Source organism: Vibrio variabilis, assembly GCF_003263785.1.
GTDB classification, from domain to species: Bacteria; Pseudomonadota; Gammaproteobacteria; order Enterobacterales; family Vibrionaceae; genus Vibrio; species Vibrio variabilis.
This window is the reverse complement of the sequence record NZ_JYJK01000012.1, coordinates 1-25050: the sequence shown is the minus strand read 5'-3', so window position 1 is coordinate 25050 and position 25050 is coordinate 1. Positions and strand designations below refer to the sequence as shown.

The 25050-nt window shown below is 46.8% G+C and carries 19 protein-coding genes and 4 pseudogenes; all 23 read right to left on the bottom strand.

What is annotated here, in order from left to right; translation table 11 throughout:
- Window positions 1-5 precede the first annotated feature (5 nt).
- Entirely contained in the window at window positions 6-1676 is a 1671-nt protein-coding gene (gene rpsA, locus TZ48_RS02545; protein WP_042499254.1) for a 30S ribosomal protein S1, read from the bottom strand.
- Between the two features lie 135 nt (window positions 1677-1811).
- On the bottom strand, window positions 1812-2492 hold the full coding sequence (cmk, locus tag TZ48_RS02540; RefSeq protein ID WP_112478152.1) for a (d)CMP kinase: 681 nt from the start codon (window positions 2490-2492) through the stop codon (window positions 1812-1814).
- A 120-nt stretch (window positions 2493-2612) separates the two neighbouring features.
- On the bottom strand, window positions 2613-3233 hold the full coding sequence (locus tag TZ48_RS02535; protein WP_112478151.1) for a hypothetical protein: 621 nt from the start codon (window positions 3231-3233) through the stop codon (window positions 2613-2615).
- Between the two features lie 62 nt (window positions 3234-3295).
- On the bottom strand, window positions 3296-3475 hold the full coding sequence (locus TZ48_RS24300) for a hypothetical protein (protein WP_162674469.1): 180 nt from the start codon (window positions 3473-3475) through the stop codon (window positions 3296-3298).
- A 16-nt stretch (window positions 3476-3491) separates the two neighbouring features.
- The gene (tssI, locus tag TZ48_RS25705; protein WP_275426399.1) at window positions 3492-4571 is read right to left on the bottom strand and encodes a type VI secretion system tip protein TssI/VgrG; all 1080 of its coding nucleotides are present in this window, start codon (window positions 4569-4571) and stop codon (window positions 3492-3494) included.
- Window positions 4568-5299 carry a type VI secretion system Vgr family protein gene (locus tag TZ48_RS25700; RefSeq protein ID WP_112478225.1) on the bottom strand — a complete coding sequence of 244 codons (732 nt, stop codon included), beginning with the start codon at window positions 5297-5299 and terminating at the stop codon, window positions 4568-4570. The genes tssI and TZ48_RS25700 overlap by 4 nt, the downstream gene beginning before the upstream one ends.
- 130 nt (window positions 5300-5429) lie before the next feature.
- Entirely contained in the window at window positions 5430-5909 is a 480-nt protein-coding gene (locus TZ48_RS02520) for an Hcp family type VI secretion system effector (RefSeq protein WP_112478149.1), read from the bottom strand.
- Window positions 5910-6119: 210 nt separating this feature from the next.
- A pseudogene (tssH, locus tag TZ48_RS02515) lies at window positions 6120-8710 on the bottom strand (type VI secretion system ATPase TssH).
- A 20-nt stretch (window positions 8711-8730) separates the two neighbouring features.
- Window positions 8731-9717 carry a type VI secretion system baseplate subunit TssG gene (gene tssG / locus TZ48_RS02510; protein ID WP_162674467.1) on the bottom strand — a complete coding sequence of 329 codons (987 nt, stop codon included), beginning with the start codon at window positions 9715-9717 and terminating at the stop codon, window positions 8731-8733.
- Entirely contained in the window at window positions 9714-11528 is a 1815-nt protein-coding gene (gene tssF / locus TZ48_RS02505; protein WP_112478147.1) for a type VI secretion system baseplate subunit TssF, read from the bottom strand. Before tssF ends, tssG begins: the two co-directional genes overlap by 4 nt.
- Before the next feature lie 2 nt (window positions 11529-11530).
- The gene (gene tssE, locus TZ48_RS02500) at window positions 11531-11983 is read right to left on the bottom strand and encodes a type VI secretion system baseplate subunit TssE (protein WP_112478146.1); all 453 of its coding nucleotides are present in this window, start codon (window positions 11981-11983) and stop codon (window positions 11531-11533) included.
- A complete protein-coding gene (locus TZ48_RS02495) occupies window positions 11983-12792 on the bottom strand; it encodes a type VI secretion system accessory protein TagJ (protein ID WP_112478145.1) in 810 nt (269 codons plus the stop codon). Before TZ48_RS02495 ends, tssE begins: the two co-directional genes overlap by 1 nt.
- Window positions 12793-12795: 3 nt before the next feature.
- Window positions 12796-14196: a type VI secretion system contractile sheath large subunit gene (tssC, locus tag TZ48_RS02490; RefSeq protein ID WP_112478144.1), complete on the bottom strand. Its 1401-nt coding sequence runs from the start codon at window positions 14194-14196 to the stop codon at window positions 12796-12798.
- A 31-nt stretch (window positions 14197-14227) separates the two neighbouring features.
- Window positions 14228-15720 (bottom strand): annotated as a pseudogene (tssC, locus tag TZ48_RS02485) (type VI secretion system contractile sheath large subunit).
- Window positions 15717-16232 (bottom strand): type VI secretion system contractile sheath small subunit, encoded by a 516-nt coding sequence (gene tssB, locus TZ48_RS02480; RefSeq protein WP_112478143.1) that lies wholly within the window; start codon window positions 16230-16232, stop codon window positions 15717-15719. Before tssB ends, tssC (TZ48_RS02485) begins: the two are co-directional and overlap by 4 nt.
- Before the next feature lie 47 nt (window positions 16233-16279).
- Window positions 16280-17398, bottom strand: a complete 1119-nt coding sequence (gene tssA, locus TZ48_RS02475) for a type VI secretion system protein TssA (RefSeq protein WP_112478142.1) — start codon at window positions 17396-17398, stop codon at window positions 16280-16282.
- Window positions 17399-17409: 11 nt separating this feature from the next.
- Window positions 17410-18213 (bottom strand): PP2C family protein-serine/threonine phosphatase, encoded by an 804-nt coding sequence (locus TZ48_RS02470; RefSeq protein WP_112478141.1) that lies wholly within the window; start codon window positions 18211-18213, stop codon window positions 17410-17412.
- Window positions 18213-18899 carry a type VI secretion system-associated protein TagF gene (gene tagF, locus TZ48_RS02465; protein ID WP_112478140.1) on the bottom strand — a complete coding sequence of 229 codons (687 nt, stop codon included), beginning with the start codon at window positions 18897-18899 and terminating at the stop codon, window positions 18213-18215. Before tagF ends, TZ48_RS02470 begins: the two co-directional genes overlap by 1 nt.
- Complete coding sequence (locus tag TZ48_RS24670) at window positions 18881-19564, bottom strand: type VI secretion IcmF C-terminal domain-containing protein (RefSeq protein WP_239670676.1); 684 nt, start codon at window positions 19562-19564, stop codon at window positions 18881-18883. The genes tagF and TZ48_RS24670 overlap by 19 nt, the downstream gene beginning before the upstream one ends.
- Window positions 19561-22406, bottom strand: a pseudogene (gene tssM, locus TZ48_RS02460) (type VI secretion system membrane subunit TssM). Before tssM ends, TZ48_RS24670 begins: the two are co-directional and overlap by 4 nt.
- A gap of 19 nt (window positions 22407-22425) precedes the next feature.
- On the bottom strand, window positions 22426-22926 hold the full coding sequence (tssL, locus tag TZ48_RS24665) for a type VI secretion system protein TssL, long form (RefSeq protein WP_275426401.1): 501 nt from the start codon (window positions 22924-22926) through the stop codon (window positions 22426-22428).
- A pseudogene (icmH, locus tag TZ48_RS24660) lies at window positions 22912-23525 on the bottom strand (type IVB secretion system protein IcmH/DotU); the annotation flags it as partial. The pseudogene icmH and the gene tssL, both read right to left, overlap by 15 nt.
- A 208-nt stretch (window positions 23526-23733) precedes the next feature.
- Window positions 23734-25050: type VI secretion system baseplate subunit TssK (gene tssK / locus TZ48_RS02450; RefSeq protein ID WP_239670675.1), on the bottom strand; the 1317-nt coding region annotated here is incomplete at its 5' end.

The window sequence follows — 25050 nt, the reverse complement described above, 5'->3', positions numbered from 1 at the left end:
GTAAATTATTCGCCTTTAGCAGCTTTGAATGCGTCAGCCATAGCATTACCGAACGCGCCTTCTTCTTGCTTGTTCAGTGAAGCCATTGCTTCTTGCTCTTCAGCTTCATCCTTAGCTTTAACAGATAGGTTGATTACGCGGTTCTTACGGTCAACACCTGTGAACTTCGCTTCAACGCTGTCGCCAACGCTTAGGATTAGAGACGCATCTTCAACGCGGTCACGTGATACTTCAGAAGCACGGATGTAACCTTCTACACCTTCTTCTAGTTCGATAGTAGCACCTTTAGCGTCAACTGCAGTAACAGTACCGTTAACTAGAGCACCTTTCTTAGTGTCTGCAACGTAAGCATTGAATGGGTCATTTTCCATTTGCTTAACGCCTAGAGAGATACGCTCACGCTCAGCGTCTACAGCTAGAACAACTGCAGAGATCTCGTCACCTTTCTTGTACTCACGAACTGCTTCTTCACCAGCAACATTCCAAGAAATGTCAGATAGGTGAACTAGACCGTCGATGCCGCCTTCTAGACCGATGAAGATACCAAAGTCAGTGATAGACTTGATCTTACCAGTAACTTTGTCGCCCTTAGCTTGCATTTCTGCGAATGACTGCCATGGGTTAGCTTTACACTGTTTCAGACCTAGAGAGATACGACGACGTTCTTCGTCGATATCAAGAACCATAACCTCAACTTCGTCGCCAACATTAACAACTTTAGATGGGTGGATGTTCTTGTTAGTCCAATCCATTTCAGAAACGTGTACTAGACCTTCAACGCCTTCTTCGATTTCAACGAAGCAGCCGTAGTCAGTTAGGTTAGTTACGCGACCAGTTAGCTTGTGACCTTCTGGGTAACGCTTAGCGATTGCTACCCATGGATCTTCACCTAGCTGCTTAAGACCTAGTGATACGCGAGTACGCTCACGGTCGAACTTAAGAACTTTAACTAGGATCTCGTCACCAACGTTAACGATCTCAGATGGGTGCTTAACGCGCTTCCACGCCATGTCAGTGATGTGTAGAAGACCATCAACACCGCCAAGGTCAACGAATGCACCGTAGTCAGTAAGGTTCTTAACGATACCTTTAACTTCAGTACCTTCTTGTAGAGTTTCAAGAAGTTCGTCACGCTCAACACTGTTTTCAGATTCGATAACAGCACGACGAGAAACAACAACGTTGTTACGCTTCTGGTCTAGCTTGATAACTTTGAACTCTAGCTCTTTGTTTTCTAGGTGAGCAGTGTCACGGATTGGACGTACGTCAACAAGAGAACCAGGAAGGAAAGCACGGATACCGTTTAGTTCAACAGTGAAACCGCCTTTAACTTTACCGTTGATGATACCAACAACAGTTTCAGCTTCTTCGTAAGCTTTCTCAAGAACGATCCAAGCTTCGTGACGCTTCGCTTTCTCACGAGAAAGTTGAGTTTCACCGAAACCGTCTTCAACAGCGTCTAGAGCTACGTCAACTTCAGCGCCAACTTCAACTTCAAGTTCGCCAGCAGCGTTCTTGAACTGTTCAGCAGGGATAGCAGACTCAGACTTAAGACCAGCGTCAACAAGAACGAAACCGTTCTCGATAGCTACTACAGTACCTTTAACGATGCTGCCTTGTTGGAATTCTGTTTCGTTTAGAAACTCTTCAAAGAGTTGAGCAAAAGATTCAGTCATTATTTAATCTTCAATAAGTAAACGTCCATGGGCATCCTACCGCATGGGGTTGATAATTTAGTCGGTCATCATCCTTGCGACCAACGGCTCAAAGCTCACCAAGCTCTTTCTACTAAAAGCAGTGCCTGTTAGAGGCTACTTAGTGAGTTTAGATTCGATATATTGTAGCGCTTTTTCCAACACTTGCTCGATGTTTAGCGAGGTTGAATCTAGCACTAGAGCGTCATCAGCCGGACGAAGAGGGGCAACCGCTCGGTTGCGATCTCGGTAGTCTCGTTCTTCGATCTCGCTCAAAAGGTCGTCAAATCTAACATCTAAACCCTTTAGTTGCAACTGCTTAAAACGCCTTTGCGCTCTTTCCTGCGCGCTTGCGTCTAAGAAGATTTTGACTGGCGCTTCAGGAAAAACGACCGTACCCATATCACGGCCATCAGCAACCAATCCAGGTTCAATGTTAAATGCACGTTGACGACGTAATAATGCTTCACGTACGCGTGGCAGTGCCGCTATTTTAGAAGCTGCATTACCGGTCTCTTCTTTACGAAGCTCACCAGACACATCTTCCCCTTCCAGAATCACTTTGACCAGTTCGCCTTCAGCAACAAACTGTACATCTAAATGCATTGCTAGCGGTACCAACGCATCTTCTGACTCTAGATCTACTCCGTGGTGAATCGCCGCTAATGCTAAAACGCGGTAAATCGCCCCAGAGTCCAGTAAGTGATAGCCTAATTTTTCAGCCAACAGCATACACAGCGTGCCTTTACCAGCACCACTTGGTCCATCCACAGTAATCACTGGTGTGTTTAAGGACATGTTCTACTCCACGTTGTCACATTATTGTTGTTAATTTTACGGCGCAGAATTATATACCTTATGGCCTTAAGTTGCTATGTCTTTACTCGTTTGGCTGTATGTTCTCATGCAATCCATTGATTACTGCGACCAACCAATAAGCAAAACACTTCGGTAGCGCCGCTCAGCCACGTCAAGCTGCAAAGTGTATCCGCTGAAGTCACCTTTTTTGTACTGCTCCGACATATGACACAAACTATAGAGTCCCGCACAAGCACCCAGATTGCCCAGCAATATATCGAGAAACACAAATTCCGTTTTTGAGGTGATGATAGACGAGAGCTGGTCAATATTGCTCAAGATGCTTTGTTTTAGCGCATCATCAAAAGCGATGGGTAAGTAGCAATGTGCAAGGCCATCGATACCGCTTTGGTTTGCTCGATTTAATAGCGACGCGATCGGCACACTTAACGTTTTGTCTTTCGTATGTACTTCATAACCATTCCAATAGACTTGCAATCCATGATCGCGTTTTTTCAATGTGGCGACGATAAGAGAATCACTAATGATACCTTCAACATTGTTTTTTATCTCGAGTTGCTCTTTGAGATGAATGCTCACAAAAGCAATACGACTCACCCCTTTCTCGAACTGTTGTTTGGCGTGTCGCAGTGCCATCGCTATCGACGCACTGCCAAACGGAAACAAAAGCACATTAGAGTGCTCAAATATTTGAGGGGCAAGATCTTGTAAATATTGCACTTCAGCACAAAGACTTGGCTCTTCATCGCACTCTGGAAGTAAAATGAAAATACTATCGACATCTAACTGAAGATGCCTGAGCTGCTCAGCATGCCCCCATCGAAACCGTATTCACGATAACTTCGCTTATCATGATTGGCGGAATGAGGTCGTAAAGGCCAGTCTTTTATACTCGACAGCGTTCCTTGCGCCAGACCGTACTGACCTAGCATGACTATGCTGGGTTCAACTGAGAAAATCATTTCAGCTCACCACACGCTAATTCAAGGCAATCGAGCCTGCGCTCAACGCGATGTCACTACCATTAATCTTGATTGAAGAGCCTTTAATGTCTATCTCGCCCCCACTCGATAACGTAATTGAAGCACTGCCAGTCTTGATTGTAATCGACTCTCCCGCCAACAGTTCTACTGATGATCCCGTCTCTACTTTCGAGCTATCACCCACGTTCAACGTCCAATTGCCGCCAACCGTAGATTGAAGATCCTTCTCTATCTGTTCAATACAACTCTCTTTTACTTGAGTTTGCATCGTTTTTTCAGCCTGAAGGTAAAGCAATTCCTCCCCTTTTTTATCAACAAATCGGAGTTCATTGAAATTGCTCGCAGAGCCCTCAGCCGATCGAGTTTTTATCCCTGATGTAAACTTTTGGCTTGGCAGCGAGTACGGAGGATGCTGATTACCGTTATGCAAAGTACCGGTGATCACAGGTTGGTCAGGATCCCCTTCTAAAAAGCTCACTAATACTTCGTGACCCACTCTGGGCCAGAAGCTACTCCCATAACCATTGCCTGCCCATGATTGAACCACACGCACCCAACAAGAGCTCTGATTGTTGGCTTTTCCTTCCCTATCCCAATGAAACAGCACTTTGATGCGGCCATACTCATCGACACACACCTCTTCGCCTTCTTCTCCGGTTACTAAGGCTGTTTGTACGCCCATAATCGTGGGCTTAGAGCCCGTTGGAGTCGAGCGGTACAAAGTATCTGCGGGTATGCATCGAAAGTGATTCTCTATCACCTGCTTACTTTGCTTGTTAGCGCCAACTTGATTGGCAATTTCTACACGCAGGTTAAGGCTTGTAATCAGATAGCTGCGACCAACCAAACTTCGGTCTTCGTGCTCCGAAAAGGCAAAGTGGTGTCCCACCGCAAATGAACTGCAACTGCTCTTACCCTCATAAATTTCATGCTCCAGTCGCAACCCTGCCAACTCAATATCCGAGGCATGATTCAAGTCAGCCTTTTTTTCAGACTCAGCAACATAGCTAAACACTTCTGTCGAAGTTTGTTGCGAGGCCAAGGAAGCGTTGTTGGCATCGCCACTTGGCTTCACATCCGGATTAAAAAAATCGTAGGCCTGGTGGGTGTTTTTTCCCGGGGGATAGTTAAGCAATCGGACCAACTATGGACATGGTTCTCTGCAAGTGTCCCTGTGGTATACGCAACGCAACTTTCTTCTGCCTGCCGATACGCTGTAACAGAATCAGCCAAGACCAATATATGGTCTGTTTTCTTGTGCTCAAAGAAATAGAATAAGCCCGCGTCTCTCAGCAGACGCTGAACAAAATCGAAATCCGATTCATTGTACTGTACTTTGTACTCGAACTTTGGGTACGTCGCTTTGGTATCTAGGGCAAATTTAACATCATGTTCAGACAAAAGCTTGGATACGATATCAATCACGGATTGTTTCTGGTAGATACGGCAGTTTTTTCTCTGTCTTAGAAACGTAATCTGAGGCTGAATAACAAACTCATAATCCCGAAACTCAACGCCTCCCGATCCACTTGGCGTGCGTCGCCCTAAGCCTCGCACTTTATGAATCACTCCGTGGAAATATCGCTCCGTTGGTAGATGACCTTGCTGATACTTGAGCGTGATATGAGCGCTTTTCCCGATAATGTCTCGTTGGTTAATCTCTGCGCCAGTAGTGAAGCATGAAACCGTTATTGAGAAAGGTGCTGACATTTGTTCGACAAGGTCAAACTTTGATAAGTAAAGCCTATCCTTTCCTAACGACGTTTCAATTTGGATAGTATTAGCATCTTGGGTAAGTAGCATTGCCGAGCCTATTACTGATAAACAACCAAAGTTTTGTAGAACGCCTCAAAATGCAGAATGCTTAGTCACACCCTGCAGTTTGAGGACTTTTAGAGACAACAACGATATCGAAGCATCTCGCAGTTATGGCTTACATTTGCTGGCCTTTTATACCGCTGTAGCCGTAAACCAATGGCGCTTGAACATTGTTCTGATCGTCTGTTGGCGTCACCGTCATCATCATCTCGGTATAAGAAATAGTGATGCTCTCTGTTGGACGATCATCTTGAATCGATACTGAATAGTTAGAAATCATTGCATCTGTTAGCTCGATCTTCATGATTTCTTCTACTTTTTCACCCTGCTTGGTGATATGAAAAACCGCAGGCTTGCCTTTACCAATCGTTGCTTCTTTAAACAGGTCTGGTGACGCTTTGTCCTGTAGTTTAGTAATGGTAATGTCACCCAAACGTGTTGCGCTGGCTTCGCGATCTTGCGCTGTACCTGTGTACGACGTAATTTCACGATTTACGGCCCAATCCACTGACAACAAAGTGATAAGATCTTTATATTGCTCAGCCGTTGCTTCGCCTTTAATGTCACCGTACTTCAAATAAGTATTAGCTTGCATGCTAATCTCCTTTAGCTGCTATATTTAAATTAACTATCCATTATGGATATATCATCATAAAACACAGACGTGTTTAATCGCTGCCCTACGTCTTCAACTAATAGCATCAGCATTCGACCTAGAACATAATCTTTAGTATCGACTTATATATTTACAAAACCTAAATTAGGTTTACGCTATTTCAAGAACAGCATTCGACAATATTAACAATTAGCTATTTACAGAAACGTAAGTATCACCCTCAATTGACAATTGAATTGCAGACATATCTTTCTCTTCTACTAATCTTTCCATTAATAGTTCCGATAAAAATGGTAATAGTACATTCTGTATATGCAGTTGAATCGCCCTAGCGCCAACTCCCACATTATTTGTAGTTTTATTGATATGTGATATGACACTCTCATCAAAAGTAAGCTCAGCCTGGTAGTGCTGTCGATATCGATTCGCCACTCTGTCAAGTTGCAACTTAGTAATGGCTTCTATGTCACTTTGGCTCAAAGGCACATAAGGATAATGTTCAGCCTTCCCAAAAAAGCAGGTTTGAATGCTTCCAGAAGATCGTTCTGCAACGCTTCAGTGAGTCCTTCTGCTCCCGGTGCTGTTTCTCTATCTTCAAATAAATTCTCTGTTGTATCAGAACCAACATTCGAAGTAATGATAATAATGCAGTTTTTAAAATCTATATCCGTCCCTTCGCCGTCCTTTATTATACCTTTATCGAAGATCTGGTAAAAAACATCTTGTACACTAGGATGCGCTTTTTCCATTTCATCGAGAAGTATCACACTATAAGGCTTACGTCTAACCGCTTCGGTTAATACTCCTCCTTCTCCATATCCAACATATCCTGGAGGGGAGCCAAGCAATAAAGAAACTTTGTGTTCTTCTTTAAACTCAGACATGTTAATAACTGTGATACTATCATCACTGCCGTAAATTTGCTGAGCGAGTGCTAAAGCAGTTTCTGTCTTACCCGTTCCACTTGGCCCTGTTAGCAAAAATACTCCGTCAGGTTTATTTTCGTCGCTCAGTTTCATACGGGCAGTTTTCACCACCTGACTAATTCGCTCCAGGGCATGATCTTGACCTATGATGCGCTGTTGAAGGCGCGGCGTCAGTGCTTGTAGTGCTGCCAACTGATCGACTCTCATTCGCCCAAGTGGTATTCCAGTCCAGTCTGAAATCACTTGCGCAACTAAGTTTTCATCGACCTCCAAATGCACCATGCTTTGCTCGGACTCATTCAATGATGCTTTCGCTTCTGTCAGTTGCTGACAAACATCGGTTACGTCTGTATCTGCAGCCGATAGAATTTGGTGCTTTAGGGCAATTGCCGACTCCAACTGCTCTCGTTGCCACTGCCAACTTGCATTCGCGGCCTCGCGTTGCTTGCTTACCTCATCGAGTTGCTCGGTTAACTCCGCAAGCTTCCCACGATGGTTTGTACCGGTGGCTTGCTCTTGCTCCAGCAAGTTTCGCTGCGCAATCAGAGCATCATACTGTCTATCGAGAGACTCAACACTGGCAGGGGTAGCCACTTGACTGATCGCGACTCTGGCGCATGCTGTATCGAGCAAGGCCACAGCTTTATCGGGAAGCTGGCGACCGTTAATATATCGACTCGACAGTTTGACCGCTGCTTGCAACGCTTTGTCTGTAATCGTGACGTTATGATGCGTTTCCATAACAGGAAGCAGTCCCCTGAGCATAGTAATCGCTAACTCTTCACTCGGCTCTTCCACTTTTACGACTTGGAAACGACGAGTCAATGCCGCGTCTTTTTCAAAGTATTTTTTGTATTCCGCCCAGGTCGTTGCTGCAATGGTTCGAAGCTCACCTCGAGCCAATGCCGGCTTAAGAATATTTGCCGCATCATTTTGACCTGCGCCACCTCCACTACCAATTAACGAGTGTGCTTCGTCAATAAAAATGACGATTGGCGTAACCGACGCTTTCACTTCTTTGATGACGTTTTTAAGCCTATTTTCAAACTCGCCTTTCACACCTGCACCGGCCTGAAGCAGAGCTAAATCCAGCGACAAGACTCTGACATCACGCAGACTCTCTGGGACATCACCTTTAGCAATACGCTGCGCCAAACCTTCTACAACCGCTGTTTTGCCTACACCAGCTTCACCAGTGAGAATAGGGTTATTTTGACGTCGACGCATTAACACATCGATGATTTGCCGTATCTCGTCATCACGACCAAGTATCGGATCAAGGCCACCCTGTTTCGCTATCTGTGTCAAATCAACAGTAAACTGTTCAAGGTTTGGAGACGATGAAGTCGCGCTCATCGGCGAAGTATCTTTTTGTGATAAATCGGAGCCTGTATCACTGCCTTGCCAGTTTTTAACCAGCCCTGCGGGATCAATCGCAGACAGTTTCTGTAAGTAGCCTGGGGTAAACGGAATCAAGCTTTCATCGCTAAGCAAAGCATGAATCACGTGAATAGGCTCAATGGCAATCTCGCCAAATGCCAACGTCGAGCTCACCCAAGCGGACTCAATCAGTGAGACCAACTGCTTGGACAAGCTAGGCGCGCTATCATGACCCGACTTTAACGATTCAAGATCCTGATTAAGGGCGAAAACGAGTCTATCGACATTCACTTCATACTGCTCACATACAACCAACAAGTCACTACTTGGTTGTTGGCACATAGCCAAAAGCCAGTGCTGTATTTCAACGCAGCTATGACTTCGACTATTACAAAGCGACGCCGCCGCTTCAAGACTCACCGTTGCGGTGGGTGACAATTTTTCCACTAACGTTGTTAGGCTCATTGTTGACATAATTACGTCCTGTTTTCCTTTTACTGCCCAGTTCCAATTGAAATATTAATGATTTGATGTCCACGTTTTGCTGGGTAAGCCAGCAAAGTGCCGTGCCCTAAACCAACGTCTGTCGCTCCAACGGTCGACACTGGCAAATCACCCGTTTTCACCGCCAGTTGCCAAACAGAGTGAATGTGGGTTGGCAAGTAGGCTTTGGTTATACCCTTAAGAATCTTCAGGGCAGGAGACTTAGGCATAAAACGCTCAGCTTGAGTGCGACTATGGGTACGTAATGTAATGGCAATGGTTGAGTTCACATCCCATACGCGCTTCCCCACCAAGACTCCTTCTCCTAAACATGCAAACTGCCCACGTTCTTCAACTCGACTTGCGAGCCGACTTTGCTGATCGGGCTCTACGTGCAACCATCGCCCCACTCGCTCCTCTACATCAACATCACACCCCGACATCTGCTCAAGGATTTGTTTGAGGCTTTTAGTGTTTCGGTTAGGATGGGCCAAAAGCCCTGCATAACGTGCTTCAAGATCACTTTGAGCCCCCGAAATAACAAATAACATTCGAGTAATCGCATCTGGCACGCCAGTTTGTAGATAATGCTGATATAGCGTTGGATGGTGATGTTTTTCCCAGGCACGGTGATACAAAGCGATCAAGCGGTGATGAAAAATGTCGAGAAAATCTGCGGTGGCCGCCTCTCTCTTTTTCGTTTCCCGCAACGCTCTCTCACTAAAGTGCCTTGGCATTGCGCCACTTGGACCGATCAGACCTAAGAAGCCGACGAAGAGCGTATATTGGCTTCGCTCGTCATTCGGTTCGACTATTTTTTCAACCGCTTTGCCTGGGAAACCCAAATGGGTACAAGATCGAAAACGCAGCAACTCAGAGCTTGGCAATGCATCTGAACCCACTCGTCCCTCTTTACCCGCTAGCGCATTTTCAAGTGCGGCGACATAGTGGTGAAACTGCTCAATCGTTTCCAGTCCTTGACCATTAAGCGCACTCACAGCAACTCCTGCGTACCCGACATTGCTGGCCAGCAGTGCACTGGCTCATGAACTCCGGTCAATCTAATCGTTAACCGACAAAAACTGTTTACCACCACATACTGAGCTAAAAAGTGCGCCAGTACTTGCCCGAAGAAAAACAACTGACTCCCAGACACATCACGACCTGAGAACTCAATCATCATCTCGCTTCCTTGGCATATGCCAGCTCTTCCAGATTGCCTTACTCGCGCTGTAGAACTTCGCAACTCAACCTTGCGAATAGATTCAAGCAGAACTTTGGTTTGCGGCGCGTGTGTGAAATCATAAAGCTGCAGCACTGTTTTCAGCATCTTCCCATCCGGATCATTAGCAAAGTGATTGAGGGATAGTTGACTGACCAATTGCCAGCGCGACGACTCAAACATCTTCGGTCTCACCGGTTTACTGAAGGACTTCAAACAACGTGTATTGGTTTTCAAAAGGTCTTGGTAACTTGGAACCAAGAGCGTGAGCTGCTCTTTACGGGTCGGCAATTGGCTAGGCAGATTGCGGTTGCTGCACGTTGCGCTCACATTCACCAACCAACGCTCTTGTCTATCCAGTTCTATAGGCTTAGCCGTGCTAGTCACCATCGAAAGAAACGAATCAGTGCCCTGCTCACTGCCATTTGTTACCTCTCGACGCAACGTCCAATACAAAGCTGAAGCTTCATCATGACAAGCCGAGCCGTAGAAAGGCGATACATCAACTTGGCTATCATGTTGATCATAGGCCTCCACATGTCTTATAGAAATAATTTCCGAACTGTCGGTATCTTGATTGCGTGCCACCAACTTGTGCTCGAAGTAAGCCGGATTTAGCCGAATAGGTTCGAGCTCAGTATCGAAGGTGTTCACTATGGGTACGCAGCCGAGTAGCACATTTTGAGCGGTAAGCTGTTTGACTAGTAATTCTGAATCGCGATCAAAATACAGATAAATATCGACATCACTTTCATCGCCAAACCAATCCGGTTGCAACTCGTTTACATCGACAAATAAGAACTTTTCAGGACAAACAAAATATTCAACCAATAAACGATAGCCATCAAACGACTTATCACCATAAGGCACCACTTTCTGGTTGCTTTCAAACCCAACTGGAGCGATATGTTTCGGAGAAAGATACGTAATGGGTTTTAAGCTGCTGACTGGCGACAAAGCGATGCCGACCAATGATTGATTAAGCAGCTGATAGAGCTCATAGCTAAGCTGAGGCTGCCCATTTAAGTAAAGCCTCAGCCTATCTATACCAATATCTTTGAGTTTAATATCGGAATAATTGCTGCTTAGTCGCAGCTTGAGTACGGATAAAGCCGCAGCATCAAACGCAGGTTTAGGCGCCTCAAAAGGCGCGCCACTGAACTTTGCCAACGAGATTTCAGCCGGCCAAAGCTTAGTGTCGTAACAAGTCTTAAATAGGCAGTTTTTATAGCCATCGGCTATAGACTCGACCTTTGTATCCGATGGAATCGTTAGGCCGTTATCGGTCATATTCTCAGTCGTCAGCTTAATAATCGAGCTAGACGGAATGGGTGCGTGATAGTCAGGAAAGAGTTTTCCGACTAAAGCCTCCGTTAACTCAGGAAAACTGTCGTCCAATTTTTGCCTTATCTGAGCCGTCAGTAGAGCGACACCTTCGAGCAATCGAGATACATGGGGATCCTCAATATGCTCACCGCTCATCTTTAGATTGCCAGCAATCTTAGGATGTCGTTCGGCAAACTCACTTCCCATATTTCTTAGAAAGGCGAGTTCTCGATTGTAGTACTTCAATAGCTCATCACTCATGACTACTCCGACACCGATATGCCAAGGCAAACTGGCTCCACTTGGGAGTCGAACACAATGGGTTCCGCTTCATACTCCCCAACACATAGAGCATGAATTTTTATTTTTAGTACCCGCTCTAGCGATGCTTCATCATCCACAGCTTCAACTGAAACCTCCGTCAGGCGAGGCTCAAACTTGGCTATCGTTTCTTCGATTGTGGCACACAGACGTTCACGGCCATCCTGACTACTCAATGGCATCGAGGAGAAATCGGGCAGCCCATAGTTCAGTAATGATTGATCCAGTTGGTGATACCATTCAGGCCAAGTTAACCAACTCACCTTGGCATTCAATAACCCTTCAAGGTCGCGTCGAATCGCATTGCGCAGTCGCTGGCGATGAGACTGTTTACTCCTCTCGGAGTGACTTTGTTCCAGTCGGTCAAATAACGGTGAACTCAACAGACTCGCCATTATTCCATCGCCTCAAGGGTTTCTGCTCTCAACATCGATTTCAGTTCAAAGAGCTCCATTGCGCCATCATCGACCAGCCACAGCTTTCTCCCTCTACCCTGATAAACATCGGTATCTAGTACTTTCTGCCAGTCCGTCTCTCTAGCTAACTTCTCTGCCTCACTGTCACTCGCAACGTAAGTCAACGGAACAAAGACCTCTCCGCAATCGCCGCTACTTACCTCAACCTTCGCTCTGCGCCAAATGAGCTCAAAAAGCGACTTCGCGGGCAACATCTCCAGGTTCGACACTTGCGAAATAGGGATAAGGTAATATTTGCCGTTGGTACCAAACATCTCGACAAAACCGGCTAACGTATCATCCACATCCCGAATCAAAGACCGGTGCAAGCCATTCACCTTTAGCGAAACATTGTCACGGGTTTGTTCCATCCGTTGAGCGCAGCTTTGCACCTCATCAGCGTTGTTCTCTCGCAGTGCTACTCTAAGCTTCAATAACGCGGAAAAGCTTTCACCGGGCTTGCCGATAGTCGCAGCTGTATCTCCACCTTTGGCAAAATCGAGTCTTGCTTGCGCGGCTCGCACAATTTGCCGGAGGTTTACCACACCCGGCAACATCTCTGGAGCTTGTTTGACAATCAGATCCAGCTGCTGGTCAGCGCGCTCTAGTTGGCCATCAATGCACAGCAACTCGATAAAACTGCTGCGTAACTCATGATTACCGGGCTCTTGTTTAAGCTGCTCCGTAACCACTGATAGCGCTTGGTTCAACTGCCCATCTTGAATGAGCCGATTAATGGTATTTTGCATCCTTTATCCTACTTGGGTAAAAATGGGTGATAACTCCGTAATCAACCGGATGTTGGAGACCATATGTTCCAACTGAAAATGGGGGCGAAGATGGATAACAGAGTAGTAATGACCGGGCTTTGCTTGCTGCTCTTTGACCTGAATTTTGGCCTCATTTAAGGGATACTTGGCTCGAATCTCGTCCGATGCTTCATCCGATGCCGCTGTGTACTGATGTAGCCAGCGCTGCATTTCATTCTCGATATGCTGCGCCGTGTTGTAACCCCCAACTTTGTCGCGCCCCATAACCTTGAGGTAATGAGCAAAACGCGCCACACAAAGCATGTATTGCAACATGGAAGAAAGGCGGGCATTGACCGAAGCGCTTTGCTTATCGAAAGAGACGGGTAAGTTAACTGTGGTGTTGCTGTACAGCACCAAGTGAGGCGTATGGGGTAACGTCGAAATGGCGATAAAGCCATTGTCGGAGAGTTCTGCTTCCAGTCGATCGCCAACTTGTAAATTGACACTCGGCCTTGCCGAATGTGAGCTTCTCGAGTGCTCAAAGCCGCTCCTCGGGATTTCAACCATTAAGCCATGCTTCAGCTTACTAGGTTGCATGCCTCGTATTTGGCTAAACCACCCTGATTCTCGAAATGCTCGCACTGCAACGCCTGCCACCCCATAAGCTGCATTTCCCCAAAGATAATCTCGCTCGGAGCAGACAATGGTTTCTCGAAACTGAGAAGCGGCTAAACCAAAGCCACTTTGCTTGTGTGGCTCTCGCATCAATATATTTGGCGCAGCGATGGCAAGAAACCTTGAATCTTCCATCGCTCGAAGCGCTTGCCACTGACCGTATTCAGGCTGCGAGAACTGTGCTCCGATATCTTGTACAGAAGCTAGCTCACTGAAATGATTCACTCCAAAAAGTGACGCCTGAGCTGAGGTAATAAACGGGGCAAATGCCGCCGCGCAGACATGACTTATCGTTCTTAAAACTTGTAAATCACCCGCTGGATAACCTTTTCTGGGACGGTGCGTTATTTGATAATCACCAATGACTAGCCCAAACGGCTCGCCACCTGGCGTACTAAATTCAGCGGTGTAAAGGTGACGAAAGAGATCACTTTGATCAAAGTCTATCGCCCGTGCAGAATCTCGGCACAAATCACGCCAGCTCACATTGAGTAGCTTAACTTTGCAAGTAGAGTGATTGTCTTGCGTCCCAGCTTGATCACACAAATAACGTAACCCGCGCCAACTTGCTTCCATTTGTTGAAAGCGCTCATGATGCAAAATTGCGTTAACTTGCTCGTTGATCGCTTCATCTATATCGGCAATGGCTCGCAGCAGCAAGGCCTTGGCGACATTAGGCTTTGCTGCGTTGGAGTCGTTAGCGCTTCGATGTTTATGCATAGTCATCACGGCGAACTCTTTAGAGTTCGCCTACTCCTTAGCCGCCAATTTCCGGAATTTTAGCGACCAGTCTTAGCGACGTAGTCAGCTCTTCCATTTGCAACCATGGGCGAAGCCATGCGACCGCATTGTACGAGCCCGGGGCTCCAGGTATTTCTCGAACTTGAACTTTGGCATCAGCTAACGGGTATTTAGCCTGATCTCTTGGCCGCCGCCTTCAGAGGCATTCACATAACTCAAAATCCAGCGATTGAGCCAGTTTTCGACGTCTTCTGCTTCCATATAGCTGCCGATCTTGTCGCGAGCCATGACTTTCAAATAATGCGCAAATCGAGACGTGGCCATGATGTATGGAAGTCGTGCCGAAATGGCCGCGTTTGCCGTTACATCAGGGTTGTTATATTTCTGAGGTTTTTGACAGGTTTGCGCACCAAAGAACACGGCGTAATCGGTATTTTTATAGTGACACAGTGGTAAGAAACCAAGCTTACTCAGCTCTGCCTCTCGTCTGTCTGTGATACCGATTTCCGTTGGACATTTCAGATCCGGATCTCCGTCATCTGACACAAATACGTGAGAAGGAAGATTGCTGACCTTACCGCCTCCCTCTGCGCCGCGAATTGCGGTACAGAATCCATAAGTAGAGAATGCTTCTGTCATTCGCGCACCTAGCACATAAGAAGCGTTCATCCAGCAATATTTGTCATGTTCGGTGTTCTTCGCCATACCCGATTTGTCATCAAGATCGAACTCTTCATATCGAAACTCTTCGATAGGCGTGGTCGATTCGCCATATGGCAGACGCGCTAGCACGCGAGGCATGGCAAGAGTAACAAAGCGTGAATCTGGGCTTTCTCTGAATGAGCGCCACTTGGTGTATTCCAATGACTCGAACACTTTTTCCAAGTCGCGCGGTTTGGACAGTTCAGTCCAATTATCAAACCCAAATAGCGCAGGCGACGCTGCTGACAAAAATGGTGTGAATCCAGCAGCGGCAACGTTGGACATCAAGCTTAGCGACTCAATATCTTTAGGGTGATTGGTAAATTCATAATCGCCGACTAAGGCGCCATATGGCTCGCCCCCAGGCGTTCCAAACTCAGATTCGTACACCTTTTTGAATATTTGGCTTTGGTCAAACTCAACAGCCTTACTAAGATCTTTATAGAGCTCAGATTTGTTCATGCTTAGCACACGAATTTTGAGTGTTTGACTGGTGTCCGAATTGACCGTCAAGTACTGCAACCCACGCCAAGAGCCTTCTAACTTTTGAAAACTGTTGTGGTGCATAACTTCTGCTAGCTGTTTGGAGATCTGCTCATCAATCCCTGCAATCGCTTCACGGAATGTGACGGTTAAGTTCTTGTTCCAAGTAACAGTGCCATTGAGCGCTTCTTCGGTCAGAGTGCGAAGTAGCTCTTCAGAGCGAGAGGTATCGGTTTGCTTAGTCGCTACAATGGCCTGCTGCAATATCGTGGTGCTGGTTGCTTCAACTGTCGGTTCGAGAGTGGCTTGTGCTTCTGTACTCATTCGCTCGGCTCCTTCTCTGGTTGAGTGTCTAGCTGACTAGCAAGATCGTTAAGCGATTCGGTGTTGTTCAGTACTTGTTCGAGGATATTTTCCAGATCTTCTGAACGATCCACTTTGGTCATCAGATCTCTAAGTTTATTGCGGGTGTCCATCAGTTTACGAAGGGGCTCGACTTGGTTAACGACCGCAGCAGGGTCAAAATCGTGCATTGCGCTAAATTCCAAATCAACTTCAAGCTCAGTACCATCATTGGCAAGCTTATTGTCCACCGCGAATTTCAATTTTGGGTTCATACGTTTGAGCACATCATCGAAGTTATCGCGATCAATTTGAATGAAGCGACGCTCTTTTAAGGGCTTCAAAGCGGCTTGATTGTCACCAGCAAAGTCTCCCATCACGCCAACCACGAAGGGCAATTCCTTTTTTACCGCTGTTCCTTCGGTTTCTACATCATAAGTAATATGAACTCTCGGCTTGCGCACCCGAGATAGTTTGCCGTGGATACTATCCATTACGTTCTCCTTTATCTTCACTTTCACGCCTTACTATCAGCGCCACGCTATTCTTGTTGCTCTGCACGAATTCCCGTTAATCGGAAGTATCCTGTGCGAGCGTCCTTATCAGAAATCAACTCTTGAAGCAGATCGGGCAGCGTCATCTCACTCCAGCGAACGACTTGTTCGATGCCATAAGCCATGGGGGAGTGAGGCTCTGTTTGCTTAAAAAACGAAGCAATTTTCTCGAGCTGCGCAATCGCGTCCATGCGGTTTTGGATCGCTGCATTAACCGAAACCTGTCCACTCTGGTTGTCTGGAATTGGCTCAATCGCGCCTTCACCAGAAATCTCACTGGTATCATTTTGCTTGGTGTGTTCCGCCAACTTATCTTCAGCAAGGAACAACACCGCATCCTTACAAGCGGTTAACCGCCGGGTGATGTGAGAGCTTGGTTGGGGCGTGCCTACCGCGCCATCTATGGCCATAGTCAAGCGCTGATAGGCACGCTGTGCTTGCTCAATATCTTCCAGCAACGAAGAAAAATAGTGGGCAGAGCTCGCCTTAACATTGGTCTTGATTTCCTCAAGACTGACCGCGCCCGCACTGTGTTTTTGCTCTCGTTTATCTTTGTCTAAACGTTCGATGTCAGAGGCTTGTTCAAACTCCCACAGTGAATACTGTCGATCTTCGATAAGTTCCGTGAGAGGCAGCGATGCAATTGGCATCAATAGCGTCCCCTCTCCGTCCATACCATTAAGCCCCAATAACGGCAGCACTTTACTTACCGGTCCATCTTCGTCTTGCTCTGGATAGAGCTCGTGCCAATGGTTTTCAATCAAGACACTGGCAACGTCACATCCAAGCGCCAAGCCTTTAAAACTTGAACGGCGAATACTGGCTTCAATCAACCAAGCTGCCAGTTCAAGATCTCGACAATCCTCGACTAGAGCATTAGGTACCGACTCCATGATCGGATCCCATAAGTGAGCGAGGCTCAGTAACGGCTCGTTATCCACCAGCGCCGCTCTCTCCGCGCTGCGAGCCTGGCTACGCACATCTTTCAATGAGAAATAAACCGACAGCGGCGATAAATCCGTTCTAGGGTCACTTCCACACGGTAAGTCGTTAGAAATTGGCGCTTTTAACTGCTCAAGGTCGATACTTGGCGGTTCAATAAACATCCTGTCTTCCTCTAGCTACGGTGAGCAAACACGGGTACCGTGTCGTCATCGCGGTTCCTTGTACTTTGCTGTGGCTCAAACTCGACTTTAGTGACAACACAAGACACATTGTCACTGGCTCCTTTTACCAATGCAGAGTGCATCATTGCCAACCCAGACTCGTTAATATCATTTGCCGATAAGCACTTAGCTATTTCGTTATCCGAAAGCTCTTTGGTTAATCCATCTGAGCAAAGCAAAAAAACGTCGCCAACAAGCAGTTGACCTGACACTTGTGACACCACCAAATCGCTTGATACGCCGAGCGCACGAGTAATCACATTTGACAGAGGATGGTTTTCTGCGTCTCGCTCTTGTATCAGCCCTTGATCTACCATCTCCATGACCTGGCTGTGATCTCGCGTTTTTCGTGCAAAGTGGCCGTGCCTCATCAAATACATTCTGCTGTCACCCAGCCACAAACAATGAAACAGTCCCTCTTTAATCAGCAGTACAACCACCGTTGTGCCCACAGTTTTTCCCAGGTGACATCGCTGCGAGTATTCAAGTATTGAAAGATTGATGCGCTCTAACGCTGCTATCAGTCCGTCACTATCAACGAATGAACTTGGTGTGAAATCTAAATATTCCTTTATCCCGTCAATCACCATTTGACTTGCAATATCACCCGCTTCGTGGCCTCCCATACCATCAGCGACCACCCAAACACCAGATTCATCCCATCCGCTAGCGCGGTCTTCATTGTGTGGACGAACCTTACCCGGGTGCGACTTAACAAAACTGGAAAACACGAAGCCTTGATGTTGATTCCCCACTACCACCCCCACTGTGACCAATTGCCATCCAACATGGCTGAAAACTGGCTCACCATAGGCAAACTCTCAGACACTATCGTGCACGCCGGAATGTGCTCTGAGCCTTGAGTCCACCAGACACAAGGACGCTGAAACCGTGACTTAAGCAGTTGACGATTTAGCTGGGACACTGTTACCGATTGATTGGCCACCAATATCATTTGCTCTGAGGCAGAAGAAAAGTCTTGTACTGAGCCGCTCTCTTCTATGCTCTCGACCCAGTCGACCACTTTTAGTCCATCAGCCCACCGAACCACATCGATATCATCTTCTAAAAGATGCAAGATTTTGCTTTCCGCGCTTTCGCTCCACTGCCTGTCTTCCCAATACGCCAAATGATCTCCCTGTACTGGCTTGGCAATCGTCATATAAAAATGGCGGCCAACCTGATCAACACTTGGCATCAAGGTGCCTATCACTGCAGGTTCTCCACACACTTGTGGTGCGAGCGAAAAGTGCCAGATAGGGCTGATTAAATAGAGCTCAAGCCAATTGTCTGCCAATTGTTCACGACTCACAGCTGTCACCGCTTGCAACCATTCTCGCCAAGCAGAGACAAACTCTTCCGGTAGCTGACTTTGAATAAAGTCACCACGAGTAGGCACTTTTCCAAAATAACCAAAGCCTTTTAAAGCTTGCTGGGACATACAAACCTCGTTAAATCTGACGACCAAAAAGGGTGTTGCGTCGTCGCTGGAATCAGTACTAGCTTGGCGCGATTACCTTTAATAACGATATCCAGCACATTGTCTGAGCGAGACTCCGGACGCTGCGCTGCAAGTTGGTCAAGCATCCTAAACAAGCCCCAATCTCCACGATAAGTTTCTGAGACTGCATGGCCTGACTTAGGAGGAACAAACGACAATCGAGTATCCGATTTTGAGGGTGCTGGCCAAACAAATTGAGAGACGCGCTGGGGACCATGTCGGTAAATCAACGCTTGCTCACCAAGCTCGACACGTAAATTATTGATGTGCCCATCTAAGTAGAGAGGTTTAAGGCCAAATTCGAGACGCAGCTTTTGGGTTCCTGGCTCAAAAAACATGTTTCTAATTCGACGTGCCTGCTGAAACAAAGTGAGTGATGCTTGGTCAATTCCGACGTTTTTTTCCAGCACCCAACGCTTACCTGTGGTGTCGACAGAAGCTTGTAAGTACTGTTCAAAGAACTGATCAAACTTGCCGCCATAGCCAAAGAAACGAGCGAAGTCTTTGATATTCGCTTCTTGTTTTGCTTTTGGATTGAAGGGATACTTGCCGTAAAGTGCACTCTGATATTCTTGGTAGATGCTCTGATGCCAAAGCTTGTTCACATGTACCTGAGCACCTCGCTAGCCAATGCCGACGTTTGAGCCGCCAACTGCGCTGTCCACTGTGAAAACGGCTTAGGTAAGGTGCGCTGGACACCTCGCATATCGCTCATCACTCGAGAAATACTGCCGCCTTCGGCCAAGCTCGCAAATGCGCCCTTCTGCCTAGATTCGGATAGACCCTCTAAGTAATTGTCCACGGACACAATCGACTTAGACAGCAACGCGAGATCGTCATCCGTTACGCTTAGCAAGTCGATAAACGCATCCTCAACTTCTTGCCCGGGTAACGCCAATCTCAATTTGGCGGTATCGCTAGGCATAAAGCGATTGAGACGGGCCTTTTGGTTTCGAAGCGCCACATCTGCCACATTGCCTGCGACTTCTGCAGCCGCTTCAATGTTTTCATCCACCGAAACTTGAGTCAGGCGAAGTTCTTGTTGCGCCGCAGTAATGACGCTTTGGATTGGTTGCTCCGAACTAGTAAGGGCTTGAGTGACTTCAAGGCCTTGCGGCACACTGGAAAAAGAGGCCAAGCGAACACCGCTTAACAGCTGTTGCCAATGATGAATATAGTCTTTGAAATAACGTTCATTAACCGAGTCAATCACTGCCTCACGGGTAGATTCATCTATCGTTAATTGATCGCCATATACCCAACTGTCCTCCATCAAGCGTTTGACCACTCGACTATTTTCTAGACGAAATATTCCGTGGTAACCGTTATAGGTGTAGAAACCAGGAATAGTTTCAGGCACATCGTTATCAAGTGACAATACTTGACGTCCACGGCGTCCTACTACATCTCGTAAGTTAAAATCAGGGAGATGACTTGATAAGAATTCTAACTTCAAGCGTTGATAAGCACGCTCAGATAAGGACATGGCGGTGAGTAAACTGCGTGCTTGAGTAACAGCGTCGTCATCACGAATCACAGTGTTGGTTGGCAATGCGAGCAAGCTACGCACGTGTAGAAGCAGTTCGCTGCGCAACACTTGATTGACTTCGCCGGTGTAGGCTCTTTCAAAATACACTTCGAACCAACTCATGATGTCGTCTTCGTTGCGATGAGTGGTATCCACCAGCATTAGGTAGGTTTTGAGTGTTTCGTAGAGATACTCAAGATAAGACTCATTGTGTCGCATCTCTGTGACCAGCACATCGGTCAGATATTTAGAGAAGAACACCGATAAAGCGCGCTCGTAGGCAAGCTTTGAAGGCAAACCGATTTTGTCACCTTGGTATAGCCCCATATTAACCACGCTCTCTTCGGGCATTTTATTAGAATATCCCGCAGGCAAATCACGAAGCGTATTCAATGCTTGAACAAGCGTAAAAATATCACTTTGAAGCGTCAGTTCAGGCTCAACCAAATGTTGATACTTGGCAATAGCTGACGCAGAGCTATCAACCAATCGTTTGTTCCATTGGTAACTGTTATACCAAAGCGCACCGCAGATGATTAAAAGCGCGCTGCATACAGCAATGACCGTTCGCTGCGCCAACAAGGTAAATTTCTGGTGCTTGCGGTTTACCGTTCCGACAAACTGCTCTTTAAAAATGATGTTTTCAAACGCATCCTTCAGAAAAAAGGCCTTGGTAGCCGTAGCTTGTTGGGGCGTCACAATCTGCCCTAGTCCTAGGTGGTTAGATGTACCTTCTGCGACCTGATCTATCGGCTTACCTTGTTGAGCGGCACTGACTAAAAACACCCCACGAAGCATTGGCGCCTCTTCAAACGCATTTGGAAGGAAAATCTCTTTTAAAAAGTCGTCAATCACAGGCTGTAGCAACTGAAGCTGCTTGGGAAATTCAAAAATAAGGCTGCGTTTATCAACCACGCGCTCTTGCTGTAACCGCTGGTTTAAACGCGCCTGAATTTGCTCAAGTAGCTTTCTAAATTCACGATTAAACTCGCCGACCACACCCGCCTCTGGATTGTTTGCCTCCATTGGGAATGTCACCCCCAAAACTGCTCACGCTCCCTTGCGCTTAGGTCATCAAAGTACTCGCTAAATCCAGCAACCAAATCCGCTTTGGTTAACATGACATAGACCGGAAACTGCAGCCCTAGTTGGTTTTTGAGCTCTAATATGCGCTGTTTTATCGTCCGAGCATGGAGGTTTCGTTCAGTGCGAGTCTGCTGGATTAGGTCAACGAGACTGATAGTGACAATCGCGCCATTAATCGGTCGACGAGTTCGATATTTTTTAAGGAGCCCCAAAAATCCAAGCCAGGCTCTAGAATCTCTGACACTGTGACTATCTTGGGTGGTATAGCGACCGGCTGTATCAATGAGCACGGCTCTGTTGGTAAACCACCAATCACAAAAACGAGTCCCGCCAACACCCGATAGCGGGTCAGTACCCAATTTATCTTTGAGTGGAAATTCCAATCCCGAGTTTTGCAGAGCCGTGGTTTTTCCGGTGCCCGGTGGGCCAATCATCACGTACCAAGGAAGTTGATATATGCCGAGCCCACCAGTCAGCTTCGACTTTTTCAAAACCTCTATCGCAGCTTGAATACGCTCACGTAACGTATCTACCTCATGGATGCTGGCTTCATCCGTGGTCTCTCCATCTTCCCCTTCGAGTAAGGTTTGTACCGCAGCTTGTTGATGCTTTTTCTCTACAGCATGGCGCCCCCATTGATAGCCAACAACCAGTACTGCAAATACAGCAATAACAAACAAACGCATTACGGCATCTGCAAGTGGCGTTTTGCCAGCAATAGCGACAAGTGGGCCTCCAAACCAAATGATGAAAGCAAACGCAAGAAAGCCAACTAACAAAAGCGTCCACTTCGAACGAAGCACTAGCGCGATTTTTTTGAATACCAATCCCATCAACAACGTCCGCCCTTACCTAGTTCAACAAATCAACTTCAACACGACGATTCTGAGCACGCTCAGACTGCGTCGAATTACCCTGAACCGGCTCTGATTCGCCTCTGCCTTCCGGCCACAGACGCCCTCTCAATAATGTCCCAACCGACATGGTGTCAGCGACCGAGGTTGCTCTTGCAAGTGAAAGGTGCCAGTTTGAAGGAAAACGACTGGTGATGATCGGCTGACTATCGGTATGACCGGTAATGAGAATCCGTCCATCTGTCGACTCCAGCGCGCGGGATAACTTCTGCAGTATCGGGATAAAGGACGCTTTAATATCCGCACTTCCCGGGGCAAAAAGTTCATGTGAAGCAATAGTGAAACGCACTCTGTCTCTCATCGGCTCGATCCGAATAAGCCCTCTTTCCACTTCCGTGTTAAGACGCTGCTGCAGTAATCGCAATTCTGCTTCATCAATAAGACTCTCTGTCTCCTGCGCTGGCGCCCATTGAGCTAAAGATTGGATTTGATTAAACACGGGATCAGAGTGTTGATTGATGGTGTAACGACTGAATAGAAATAACGACAGAAGCAAAGCCCCAAATACACTCACAACTAACCATGTGGGTATGCCAATCTCACTCTCATTTTTGATTTCAACAACCGGATAAGTTTGGATAGACAAACTTTCTTCGACTTCACCATTTACCTGCTCTAGAGACGAAAAAACATGCTGTCGGTACTCCTCCAATTTTTGCTGCCCGACTTGCTCAAACTTATACTTACCGACAAACCCCAAGCTCAAACACACATATTGAAGCTCAAGCAATTGGGCATGTTGGAAAGGCGCACACAGATGATCATCGAGCAGCGTAAAAAAGTACTCACCACCTGATGTTTGTGAATGCAACATAGACAGCAAACTCTCTTGTCCCCACTCAGATTCTCCCCCCACTGAGTATTCAGCACGGTTTCGTCAATCAAACAGCACAAGCAAAACATTGCAGCATCCAAACTTGCTTGGTTTATCTGTGCATATTTAAGGCTCGACTCATACTCGTTCAAACGATCATTGAACGCTTGCTTGAGAACCTTGGTGTCTGCATGAGTCGGTGTACAACGAACCTGATTCACCATCGATAAAATGGTACTGGCGCTCTCAAGTAATGGGTTAGTACCCAACATTGGAAGCGGCATCAGCGTCGTTTTATTGGTTGTCGGTGTCGCGACCACCGTTGCATCAGAGGATACTTGTGGCCTGGGAGCGGCCTTGTTGTTACCTGTTCTCAAGCCAGGGCGCGGTTTGATAATGGTTGCGTCTGTCATACTAGTTATCCTGCTCACACTATTGACGAATGGCCCAAAGCTGCATGTCCAGCTCCGGATACAAACCTGAAAGATGAATAGCAATACCGCCACTTGTTTTGAGTCGTGCCCAGTACTGGCTCGTCTTGTCTAACTTGAAGTAATGAAAGCCAGCATGATAAGGAACTTGCCTTGGCGCGGCTGGCAATGAAGCCACGGGCACACCAGAAAGCTGGTTATTAATCAGATCACGAATATGCTCAACCGGTCCCACTTTGACTTGATTTGGGAATCGAGCGCGAAGCTCGTCGGTAGTGACGTCTGCTCTCACCGCAATAACGAACTCAGCTTGCTCAAGCAACAGCTTATCTTCTAGTCGACTGAATCTGATGCCATAGTGCGAACTCTCAAGTGGTAATTGATGTGCGGTTTGTTCAAGGACAGTGCCCATGCTTTGGCTCAACGCCGTAAAGAGCTCTCCAAGAGTTTGGCTAAGATTGTCGTGCTGATAAGGTGGAAGTGTCGGCATACGCTTGCTTTGATTGGAAAAAGTCGCTAACTCACCCGCTAGCGCAGCGCACTGAGAATACAAAGATTCTGGATGAATCTGTTTGGTCGAAAGCACGTGTGACAGTACACCATCAAAGCGGTTAAGCACCTGTAACATGAGAAAATCAACGATAGAACTGGCACTACTTTGACTCGAACCAATTCGACCAGCCAGGGAGTCAGCTCGCTGCTTTAATGTTCCATGTAAGTCTTTTAGCGAGCGCATAACTTCTTGATGAGCTGCACAGTTGAGCAACGGTGGGATGTAACGTTTATCGAGTACGACTGCCCCTTCTTCCGTGACAGAGTGTATTCGCGCAATGGCAACAGTATCAAAGCCTGCCAACGGCTCAGACTCTAACTTAAGTTCTGTATTCAATCTTGCTATCTGAATGATTTCATTCGTATCATCATTCAAACTAGTATCGTTAATGCTCACCTCATCAACATAATATCGACATTGTGCTGTTTCGCGTTCTGCTAAGTTCTGCCCTGATGCAGTGGCAGACGGCACCGCTAAATAGATAACTTCATCGCGTACTTCACTTGTTAGACACTTAGGTTTTGGCAATGAGTCTCGCTCTGGCGACAGGACGCCTGCACCCGTTGGTAGATAACCTTGAAAGCGAGTCAAAGCAAACTGGCCATTGGACAACAATGAATAGTCGATATCCAAGTCATAGATCCCCCAAAAGTAAGGGTTCACAACCGCCAGACTTTGATAAAGGCGAGAATAAATGCTTCTCTCTTGTTGCTGAAAATGTTGAGGACGCAGAAACATACCCTCGTTCCATGCGACGCGGCAAAA